The 9313-nt window shown below is 59.0% G+C and carries 10 protein-coding genes and 1 tRNA gene; 6 read left to right on the plus strand and 5 right to left on the minus strand.

The window, feature by feature from the left end:
* Positions 1-276, plus strand: a 276-nt coding sequence (locus tag VGP75_RS06785; protein WP_327542931.1) for an NAD(P)-dependent oxidoreductase, incomplete at its 5' end; no start/stop codon positions are given.
* Here VGP75_RS06785 and VGP75_RS06790 read toward each other — a convergent pair.
* Together VGP75_RS06790 and VGP75_RS06795 are read right to left on the minus strand one after the other, a co-directional pair.
* Complete coding sequence (locus tag VGP75_RS06790; RefSeq protein WP_327542932.1) at positions 273-1052, minus strand: SseB family protein; 780 nt, start codon at positions 1050-1052, stop codon at positions 273-275. The genes VGP75_RS06785 and VGP75_RS06790 overlap by 4 nt on opposite strands.
* A complete protein-coding gene (locus tag VGP75_RS06795) occupies positions 1049-1633 on the minus strand; it encodes a uracil-DNA glycosylase family protein (protein ID WP_327542933.1) in 585 nt (194 codons plus the stop codon). The genes VGP75_RS06790 and VGP75_RS06795 overlap by 4 nt, the downstream gene beginning before the upstream one ends.
* A 157-nt stretch (positions 1634-1790) precedes the next feature.
* Here VGP75_RS06795 and VGP75_RS06800 point away from each other — a divergent pair, with 157 nt between their 5' ends.
* The 5 genes from VGP75_RS06800 to VGP75_RS06820 all read left to right on the plus strand — a co-directional run bounded on the left by VGP75_RS06800 (position 1791) and on the right by VGP75_RS06820 (position 6286).
* Entirely contained in the window at positions 1791-2450 is a 660-nt protein-coding gene (locus VGP75_RS06800) for an ABC transporter ATP-binding protein (RefSeq protein WP_327542934.1), read from the plus strand.
* Complete coding sequence (locus VGP75_RS06805; RefSeq protein ID WP_327542935.1) at positions 2428-3978, plus strand: KpsE/RkpR family capsule polysaccharide export protein; 1551 nt, start codon at positions 2428-2430, stop codon at positions 3976-3978. The genes VGP75_RS06800 and VGP75_RS06805 overlap by 23 nt, the downstream gene beginning before the upstream one ends.
* Complete coding sequence (gene kdsA, locus VGP75_RS06810) at positions 3978-4811, plus strand: 3-deoxy-8-phosphooctulonate synthase (RefSeq protein ID WP_327542936.1); 834 nt, start codon at positions 3978-3980, stop codon at positions 4809-4811. Before VGP75_RS06805 ends, kdsA begins: the two co-directional genes overlap by 1 nt.
* A 50-nt stretch (positions 4812-4861) precedes the next feature.
* Entirely contained in the window at positions 4862-6148 is a 1287-nt protein-coding gene (locus VGP75_RS06815) for a mechanosensitive ion channel family protein (protein WP_327542937.1), read from the plus strand.
* Positions 6149-6211: 63 nt separating this feature from the next.
* A tRNA-Gln gene (locus VGP75_RS06820) sits at positions 6212-6286 on the plus strand.
* 282 nt (positions 6287-6568) lie between these two features.
* Here VGP75_RS06820 and phnE read toward each other — a convergent pair.
* The 3 genes from phnE to VGP75_RS06835 form a co-directional block, all read right to left on the minus strand.
* Positions 6569-7360 (minus strand): phosphonate ABC transporter, permease protein PhnE, encoded by a 792-nt coding sequence (phnE, locus tag VGP75_RS06825; protein WP_327542938.1) that lies wholly within the window; start codon positions 7358-7360, stop codon positions 6569-6571.
* Entirely contained in the window at positions 7357-8142 is a 786-nt protein-coding gene (locus VGP75_RS06830) for a phosphonate ABC transporter ATP-binding protein (RefSeq protein WP_327542939.1), read from the minus strand. The genes phnE and VGP75_RS06830 overlap by 4 nt, the downstream gene beginning before the upstream one ends.
* 90 nt (positions 8143-8232) lie before the next feature.
* Positions 8233-9117, minus strand: a complete 885-nt coding sequence (locus VGP75_RS06835; protein WP_327542940.1) for a phosphate/phosphite/phosphonate ABC transporter substrate-binding protein — start codon at positions 9115-9117, stop codon at positions 8233-8235.
* Positions 9118-9313: the final 196 nt, after the last annotated feature.

Here is a 9313-nt window from a genome sequence, read left to right on the forward strand (position 1 = left end):
GTCATCAACCCCGGCCGTGGGCCGTTGATTGATGATGAGGCACTTCTGGCCGCTTTGGATGCGGGCCAGATCACCCATGCAACGCTGGATGTGTTTCGGATCGAACCGCTGCCGGCAGAGCATGCATTTTGGGCGCATCCACAGGTGACTGTCACGCCGCATATCGCATCCACCACTCGGCCCGAGACGGCAGCGCAGGTGATTGTGGACAATATCGTGCGCGGCGAAGCGGGCCAGCCGTTTCACTATCTGGTGGATCGCGCGCGGGGCTACTAGCGCAGTTTCGGCGGTTTCGCGGGGTCCATCCCCGGTGCGCTGCCCGGGGTTTGCGGTGCTTCCAGCACGGGCAAATCAAAGCGCAACCCGACGCGCGCCAGATGTGCGGCCAGCGGATCGGCGGCCCGCACAAAGAGCACATCCATCATGCCTGCTTCGATGCCCGAGAAGGTCAGCGCCTCACCTGCCGCAGAGGCCAGCGCCTTTTCCGCACCCTCCAGTGCATCGACGAAGGCCAGAACATGGCCACGCGCGCCGTCTTCATAGGTGGCGGCGGCAAGATAGGCGAAACGCGCCAGCCCTGCGGCGATTGCCAGTTTGCGATCAAGCCCGGTAACGACCGCCTCGGGCAGGCCTTTGGGGGCAGAGACTTCAGTCAGGCGGGCCTCGGTCTCGTCAGGCCCGTGTGACAGGGTTTGCACCAGCCAATCAATCGCCTCGGCAGGGATCAGCATGGCAGAAGGCGCGACTTCGAGGTTGAGCGCCAGCCCGATCCCCTGCCCTGACAGCATCTGCGCCAACGCGCGGCCCGGGATGCCTGCATAGGGTGCGGCACGCCCGACAAATTGCGACAGCCGCTCTTCGCGGTCGAAAACAAGGGCAAAGCGCTGGTCTTCGATGTCGAAGAGCTCGGGCGTGATCTGGTCGCCTTCCGCCTCGGCGCCGAGCAGCATGAACAGTTCGGTATCGGCGAGGCGTTCGTAAAACCGCAGCCGCGCGGTGTCGTCATCGGGGGCCGCTTCCATTGCGGCATGGGCCAGATCAAGGTCGGTCATTGCAATTCATCTTTCACAGCTTTGCGTAATGACGGCAGCAGGTCCGTTTCAAACCACGCATTTTTCTTGAGCCAAGCGGTATTGCGCCACGACGGATGAGGCAAGGGGAAGACACGCGGCGCAAGGCCGCGCCACCCTGCCACCGTCGCAGTGACGGATTTCTGCGGTCCAAGGTGCCAGCGATGCGCGTAACCGCCCACAAGGATCGTCAGGGGCACATCGCCAAGCGCCGCCATCACGCGGTCATGCCATGTGGCTCCGCAGATGGCAGGCGGCGGCAGGTCTGCGCCCTTTGCATCATATCCGGGAAAGCAAAAGGCCATCGGGACGATCGCAATCCTTTCGCGGTCATAAAAGCTGGCACTGTCCAGACCCAACCAATCGCGCAAACGGTCACCTGAACGATCGGCAAACGGTCGGCCTGCCTCATGCACACGCAGTCCGGGGGCCTGGCCTGCAATCAGAATACGGGGGCTGTTTTGAAACCACACCACGGGGCGCGGGCTGTGCCGCGTTTTCGTCTGCGCAAAACGATCCGCGCAGATCCGGCATGCGGAAATTTCGTGCTGGAGACTTCTCAAGATACGCTCTCGGCCTGATGTGCGGTGCGCATGCCCGCTCACGCAATTGTCGCTATATTGATGCCACAAAGTCGCTGTATGGAAAACGGCATAGGCATGTTAATACCTTGTCTGTAACAAAAATATGCACCGGTCAGCGGGCAAGAGCGGAAACGGCATGCTTGAATTTGCAGAAGTGAGCAAATCCTTTTGGACAGGGACGCAGCGCAAGGTGATCCTTGATCGCGCCTCTTTCCGCGTGGAGTTGGGCAATTCGCTGGGGATTCTCGCGCCCAACGGAACCGGCAAGACAACCCTGATCAATATGATGTCCGGCCTCGAAAAACCCGACGAGGGCACAATCCGCCGCGGGTGCCGGATCTCGTTTCCTTTGGGTTTTATGGGCGGCACGGACAGCACCTTGTCGGCTGTGGAAAACAGCCGCTTTATCGCCCGTCTCTACGGTTTGGACCCCGATTATGTCGAAGCCTTCTGTCGGTGGCTTTGCGGTCTGGAAGAATATTTCGACATGCCGCTTGGCACTTATTCATCGGGTATGAAGCAACGTTTCTCTTTTGCGCTGCTTTTGGCGCTGGACTTTGATATCTACCTGATCGACGAAGGGATGCCCGGTGCGACCGATGCGGAATTCAACCGCAAAGCCGGTGAAATCCTGCGGCAAAGATTGGAAAAAGCGACAGTGATTATCGTTTCGCACCAGCCATCCACGTTGGAACGGCTCTGTAAATCCGCAGCGGTGCTCAAGAACGGGCAGCTGCATATGTTTGACACCTTGGAAGAGGCGCGCGTGCTTTATGACTACCAAACCCAGGGTTAAAAAATTCCGCATCCGGCGCAAGACGGATGATGCGCAAGGGCAAGAGCCGGGCGTCACAGCAGCCGAAGAGGTGAAATCCCCTTCGCACGCCGAACAGATTGCCGCGATCAGCAAAGAGGGTCTGACAGGGCGGCAGTTAAGGATGGCGCGGCGCGTTGCGGTGAAAAACGGGTTTCAGGCCTCGTCTGATTATGATGCCGTGCGGCAGCTGCGTGCGGCGGGGATTGACCCGTTTCAGCGCAGTTCCATACTTGAACTGGTCAAACCCGATGGTGCCAAGGTCCCGGGGCGAAGCGGGCGCGTGCAGTTGCCGGATATCACGCAAGAGGACGGCGTTTCCTTGCCGTCCACCGCGAGTGCTGCCGCCATGAACCGCAACGCGTCGGAAATCCTGCAAATCCAGCGCGATATTGCGCGCCGCCGCAAGCGCAAGCTTGCCCTGCTGTTTACGCGGCTATCGTTCTTTGTATTTCTGCCGACATTCCTTGTCGGGTGGTATTTCTACAATATCGCAACCCCGATGTATGCCACGAACTCCGAGATCGTCATCCAGCAGGCACAACCACAAGGCGGCGGACCGACGGGTCTTGCGACGCTGTTTCAGGGCACGTCGATGGCAACCCAGCAGGACAGTATTGCAGTGCAATCCTATCTGGCATCGCGCGAAGCGATGCTGCGGCTCGATGCTGATTTCGGCTTCAAGGAACATTTTTCGGACCCCGCGATTGATTCCATTCAACGGCTGGAAGAGAACGCCACGAACGAAGCGGCATTCGGTCTGTACAGCAACCATGTGAAGATCAGCTATGACCCCACCGAGGGTTTGATCCGGATGGAAGTAATCGCCGCTGATCCGGTCAAAAGCTATGAGTTTTCGCAAGCGCTGATCGGTTACGCCGAAGAACAGGTGGATCAGCTGACCGGGCGACTGCGCGAAGACCAGATGCGTGGCGCGCTGCAAAGCTATGAAGAGGCCGAACAGCGCCGCGCGGATGCGCTTGCCACATGGCTCGCGATCCAAGAGGACGTGCGCCAAATCGACCCGCAAAGCGAAAGTGCCGCCCGCATGGGGCAGATCAACTCGCTTGAGAGCGAGAAACAGCGTCTCGAGCTTGTGCTGCAATCCCGCCTGAACGTGGACCGGCCAAGCGAAGTGCAAGTGCAGTCCTTGCGCGACCAGATCGCCAATATTGACAATCTGATCGCTGAATTGCGCGACCAGCTTGTCGGCGGCGCAGGCGAAGAGGTGTCCTTGGCGGCACGGAATACGGAATTGCGCACAGCCGAAGAGAATTACGCTTTTCAGACAGCCATGGTGCAGCAGGCACTGACACAAATGGAAACAGCCCGCATTGAAGCCAATCGTCAGGTCCGTTACCTGTCGCAAAGCGTGCGGCCGGTCATTCCCGATCAGGCCAGCTATCCACGTGCTTTTGAAAACACGGTCCTGGCGTTTTTGATCTTTTCAGGCATCTACCTGATGATCTCGATTACCGCTTCGATCCTCCGCGAACAGGTAAGCTCTTGATGCATAACGTAACTATCGGTGATCTTTGGGTCAGCAATGATAACCCGCTTTTGGTAATTGCGGGCCCCTGCCAGTTGGAAAACACCAACCACGCGCAGATGATCGCAGGCAAGATGGCCGAAATCTGTGCCGCCCACGGCGCGCAATTCATTTTCAAAGGCTCCTACGACAAAGCCAACCGCACCTCGCTGAGCGGCAAGCGCGGCCTCGGCATGGATGAGGGCCTCAAGGTCATGCAGTCGGTCAAAGACAGCATCGGCTGCCCCGTTCTGACGGATATCCACAGCCCCGAGCAATGCGCGACAGTTGCGGCGGTCTGCGACGTGATGCAGATCCCTGCATTCCTGTGCCGCCAGACCGATCTGTTGCTCGCTGCCGGCGAAACCGGTGCGGTGATCAACATCAAGAAAGGTCAGTTCCTCGCACCTTGGGATATGCCCAATGTCGTGTCCAAGATCGAAAGCACAGGCAACAAGCGGATTTTGCTGACCGAACGCGGGTCTTCGTTTGGTTACAACACGCTGGTGGCGGATATGCGGTCTTTGCCGATTATGGCGCGCACCGGCTATCCGGTGGTTATGGATGCGACCCACTCGGTCCAGCAGCCTGGTGGCATGGGCGGATCATCGGGCGGACAGCGCGAATTTGCCCCTGTGATGGCCCGCGCGGCCGTGTCTTTGGGGATCGCGGCGGTCTTTATCGAAACGCACGAAGACCCCGACAATGCCCCGTCCGATGGACCGAATATGATCCCGCTGGATCAAATGGACGGCGTGATCAAAAGCCTGATGGCGTTTGACGCACTTGCCAAGACGGACCCTCTGCGCGTGTGACAGGGCGATTTTCCTTGTTATAAGGGCGCATCGTCAGCTGGATTACTCACATGCGCCTTTTCCTCCCTTTCCTACTGTTTTTTGCTGTAGCGCTGCCTGCTGCTGCACAAGAGGCCACTGGTCCGATCGCGACAGAAACCTCTGCCCAGCAGGACGCGGCCATCGCCCTGCGCATTCGTGAAATCCTTGGCGAATTGGGAAATTATCAAGACGTGACCGTCACGGTCAACGAAGGTGTGGTGACCCTGCGGGGCACAACGACCTCGACCGTTGAAGCGGTCGCGCTCGACCCGCTGGCCGCGCGTGTTGCGGGTGTCGTGGCGGTGCGCAACCAAGTCACGGAAACAACCGATATCGGTGACAGGCTGAACCCTGCAATCGAACGGTTCAGGGCGCGTCTGGACCAGTTCATTGCCTTTGTGCCGCTCGCACTGATCGCTGGTGCGGCCTTTGCGCTTGTTATGTTTTTGGGCTTTGCACTGGCGCGGATGCGCCAACCGTGGGAACGGCTCGCGCCCAATACCTTTATCGCCGAGATTTACCGCCAACTTTTGCGGATCGCTTTTGTGATCTTTGGCATCGTCATCGCGCTCGATATCCTCAACGCCACTGCACTGCTAAGCACAATTCTGGGTGCCGCGGGGATCGTCGGTCTGGCATTGGGCTTTGCGGTGCGTGACACGGTGGAAAACTTTATCGCCTCGGTCATGTTGTCCTTCCGCCAGCCGTTCCGCCCCAATGACACGGTCGAAATCAACGGCGATATCGGCAAGGTCATCCGCCTGACCAGCCGCGCGACGATTCTTTTGTCCTTTGATGGCAACCACATCCGAATCCCAAATTCGTCTGTCTTCAAGAGCCGGATCATCAATTACACCCAGAATGCCGAACGCCGGTTCATGTTCTCGATCATCGTGGAGCGCGATACAGACCTGCAAGCGGCGCGCGCGATGGTGGAACAGACAGTGCAGGATCTTCCGTTCGTCCTGACAGAGCCCGCAGCGCAAACCTGGATCGAAGCGCTGCACGATTCCGGTATCGAGCTCGTAGTGACAGGCTGGGTTGACCAGAACGAAACCTCTATTGTGCGCGCCAAAGGCGAAGCGTTGCGGCAGGTGAAGCTTGCGATACAGGCGGCTGGCATTGTGATCCCCGATGCGACACAAGCCATCCAACTGACGAGAGAGACCAAGACGCTCCCGCAAGAGCTTCAGGAAAGCACGCAGGTGGAAACTGTCGAGGCCAGCGAAGACGCCGCTTTGGACCGGATTGTAGACGCCGAACGGCAGGAAGAAATCACCGAAGATTTGCTGCGTCAGGACAGCCTGAAAGAATAGCACATTTCTTTGCAAACGGGGCTTGAACCAATCCCGCCTTCGCAGTATCTAGCCCCACGCTGATGGGATGTAGCCAAGTGGTAAGGCAACTGTTTTTGGTACAGTGTACCGTAGGTTCGAATCCTACCATCCCAGCCAGCTTTTCCGTTTCTGTGTTTCGTTGATCGGCTCTTCATAGGGAGATCGGTTGAGGCTGCTCGGGGCACTGATGGGTTGCCCCAAACGTTGCCCCAGCTATTGGCCGTTCGCCTTCGCGTGAATACGCAAGATCATTTCGAACCCCGGCTCGCCATAGACCCCCTCCAAGGGACCCGTGATTGAGTAACCGCTGATACTGTCCTCAAATGTCTGATCGACCTCGAACAGGTGTTCGGGCCAGCCGTCAAAGGCCGCGATGACGACGATGTCGCCTTGGCGACGTCAGATAATCCGTTTTCGGATAGTGGACGATATCTGCTCAAACACGACAACGACGATCAGAATGACAAGGATGATCGCTGCAGCCTGATCGTAGCGGAACAGGCGCATCGCGGTGGAAAGCTCCACACCGATCCCGCCTGCGCCCACCAGCCCCAGCGTGACGGCCGAGCGGATCGCCTTCTCGACGCTGAAAAGAGAGGTCGCTGTCATCGAGGCAAAGCTCTCGGGCAGGATCGCGCCGAAGATTACCGAAAGGCGCCCCGCCCCCGTCGATGTCAGCGCCTCGGACGGGCCTTTCTGGACCTCCTCGAACCGCTCGGAGTAGAAACGTGCGGCAAAGCCGATTGTGTCCATGATGATGGCAAGGATACCCGCAAGCGGCCCGAGCCCGACCGTCACCACGAAAATCAAGGCCCAGATCAGATCGGGGATCGTACGCGAAACGGAGATCACGAAGCGCGCCAAGGTGCGAACCACCGCATTTGGCGCAGTATTACGCGCCGCCAACAGCGCCAGAGGGATTGAGAACAGGCAGCCGAATGTGACGCCAACCACCGCAATATTCAATGTTTCCAGCATCGCATCGGCGATATTGGGCGCACGCGAAAAATCGGGGGGGACAGCCTGACCGATAAAGCGGACAAGATTGCTCGCGCCGCGTACGAGTCGGTCAAGCGAGATTTCCGAGGCAATCAAGCCTTGGATGAAGAAGGCTGCAAAGCCCACGACCAGCACCCAAGTCAGCGCCGAGGGCGCACGAAAACGGGGCGGTATATGGGTGCTCTCGCTCATGCAGCGTGTTCCTCGGCTTGCGCATCGACGCGGGTCATGCCGGTGTAAAGCGCGTTCAATTGCAGGGCATCGGTCTCTGCGATTGCGGCGTCAACCACGACCTGCCCCGCCTTCAGGCCTATGATCCGGTCCGCGTATTCGCGCGCCAGATCAAGCTGGTGAAGTGTGCACAGCATGCTCAACCCTTCCTCGCGCACGATCTGCCAAAGCAGGTCCAGCACCTCACGCCCGGCTTTTGGGTCGAGGCTGGCGATAGGTTCGTCCGCGATCACGACCTTTGGGGCCTGCATCAGCATGCGTGCGATCGCCACGCGTTGCTGCTGGCCGCCCGAAAGCTGGGATGGCCGATGCTGTGCGCGGTCGGCCATGCCCACGCGCTCAAGGCATGCCATGGCGCGCGCGCGTTCTTCGACGGATGCGGTTATTCCCAGGCAAGACAACAAACCCAGGCGGTGGCGCCCCATCGCGCCCAGAAGGACATTCTGAAAGGCGCTGAGTTGCGGCACGAGGTTGAATTGCTGAAACACGTAGCCCATGCTGCGCCGGATCCGGCGCAAGTCGCTGCGGGACGCATCCGCAAGACTGTCGCCATGGATGAAAATACGGCCCGATTGCAGCCTTTCCAGCCCGTTCAGGCTTCGCATCAGTGTCGATTTTCCGCAGCCATTCGCCCCGAGAAGCACGACGCCCTGACCGACAGGGATATCGAAGGAAACCCCGCGCAACACCTGCAGGTCACGGTAGCTGACCCGAACCTCATCGCAGGCAATAGCAGACATCATGCCGGGTTCCTCACTTGGGCAAAGTGTAAAAAATGAAGACCGGCGACCAATTCAAAAGAATGGTCGCCGGTCACTGACGGAAGGTTGGGATCAATCGTCCAGCGCGATGCCCGCAACCTCGTAGGCCATGCGCACCACGTCGTAGATGGCAGGGTCTGTCTCGAAGGACATGTAGGCGTCCCGTTCGATGAACTTATCTGCGTTGCGCTCGGTAGAAGTCAGGCTTTCCCAAAGAACTTCGGAGTGCTCTCCCAGCGTTGAGCGCAATGCGTCGCGGCACTCTTGCGGCAGGCTGGCGCGCATCACGACGGGGTCGCCCGGCAAGGTGTCGGTTTGCGCCAGCAGGCGGTACTCGGTGCCCGGATCCTGTTCGCGCACGGCATCCCAATCCTTGTTGCCGCCGCCCATCGCATCAACGTCGCCATTGATCAGCACCTGAATGCGTGCATCGCCCGCCATGATAATCTCGGCGTCGCGCTCTGGGTCAAGACCGGCTTCGGCCATCAGCATCATCGGGAAAATATGCCCGGACGTGGAGCCGACATCCTTCAGCGCGACGCGGCGGCCAGCCAGATCGGCCATTGTCTTGATGTCACTATCGGCACGGACGACGAAGCTGGACCCGTAATTCGGGCGCACGATCGAAAACAGGATGTCCATCTCTGCCAGTTGCTGGAAAAGCACGAACTCAGACGGTCCAGCGAATACGAACTCGACTTCGTCGAACTGCAGGGCCGTTCCGGCGGCGGTGCGGTTGGACAACGAATAGAGCACAAGCTCGACGCCCGTCAGTTCTTCAAAAGTCTCGGCAAAAGGGCCGAATGCTTCGGTAAGATCGCCCATGCCTTCGATGCCTGTATCGGCCATGCGCAGCGGCGACGGGCAGGCGTCGACCACGGACTGAGCAGTTGCGGTACCGGCAATAAACACCGCCGCGATTGCCGCTGGTGCGGCAAAAAACTTACGTTTCGTCATATCTTGGGTCTCCTGTTTCCTTAGTTTCGGAAGTCCTAACAAGGCGACATGACAGGCTTGTGACACAAACCTTATATTGCGGCCGCTGCTGCGGGCGGGTGCAGCCCCTTTCGATGGCGGCCGCCAAATCGACGTGGCAGGTCCTCACCGGCATTCCCATAGGCAGAACAGGAACCGGAGCCGCCACATGATGCAG

The sequence above is a fragment of the Yoonia sp. genome (genome assembly GCF_036007805.1).
GTDB lineage: Bacteria > Pseudomonadota > Alphaproteobacteria > Rhodobacterales > Rhodobacteraceae > Yoonia.

Excerpts from the sequence above, each read along its gene's own strand:
- VGP75_RS06830 (WP_327542939.1), bottom strand. The coding sequence starts at position 8,142 with ATGATGTCTGCTATTGCCTGCGATGAGGTTCGGGTCAGCTACCGTGAC.
- phnE (WP_327542938.1), bottom strand. The coding sequence starts at position 7,360 with ATGAGCGAGAGCACCCATATACCGCCCCGTTTTCGTGCGCCCTCGGCG.
- VGP75_RS06835 (WP_327542940.1), bottom strand. The coding sequence starts at position 9,117 with ATGACGAAACGTAAGTTTTTTGCCGCACCAGCGGCAATCGCGGCGGTG.
- VGP75_RS06805 (WP_327542935.1), top strand. The coding sequence starts at position 2,428 with ATGACTACCAAACCCAGGGTTAAAAAATTCCGCATCCGGCGCAAGACG.
- VGP75_RS06790 (WP_327542932.1), bottom strand. The coding sequence starts at position 1,052 with ATGACCGACCTTGATCTGGCCCATGCCGCAATGGAAGCGGCCCCCGAT.
- VGP75_RS06800 (WP_327542934.1), top strand. The coding sequence starts at position 1,791 with ATGCTTGAATTTGCAGAAGTGAGCAAATCCTTTTGGACAGGGACGCAG.
- kdsA (WP_327542936.1), top strand. The coding sequence starts at position 3,978 with ATGCATAACGTAACTATCGGTGATCTTTGGGTCAGCAATGATAACCCG.
- VGP75_RS06815 (WP_327542937.1), top strand. The coding sequence starts at position 4,862 with ATGCGCCTTTTCCTCCCTTTCCTACTGTTTTTTGCTGTAGCGCTGCCT.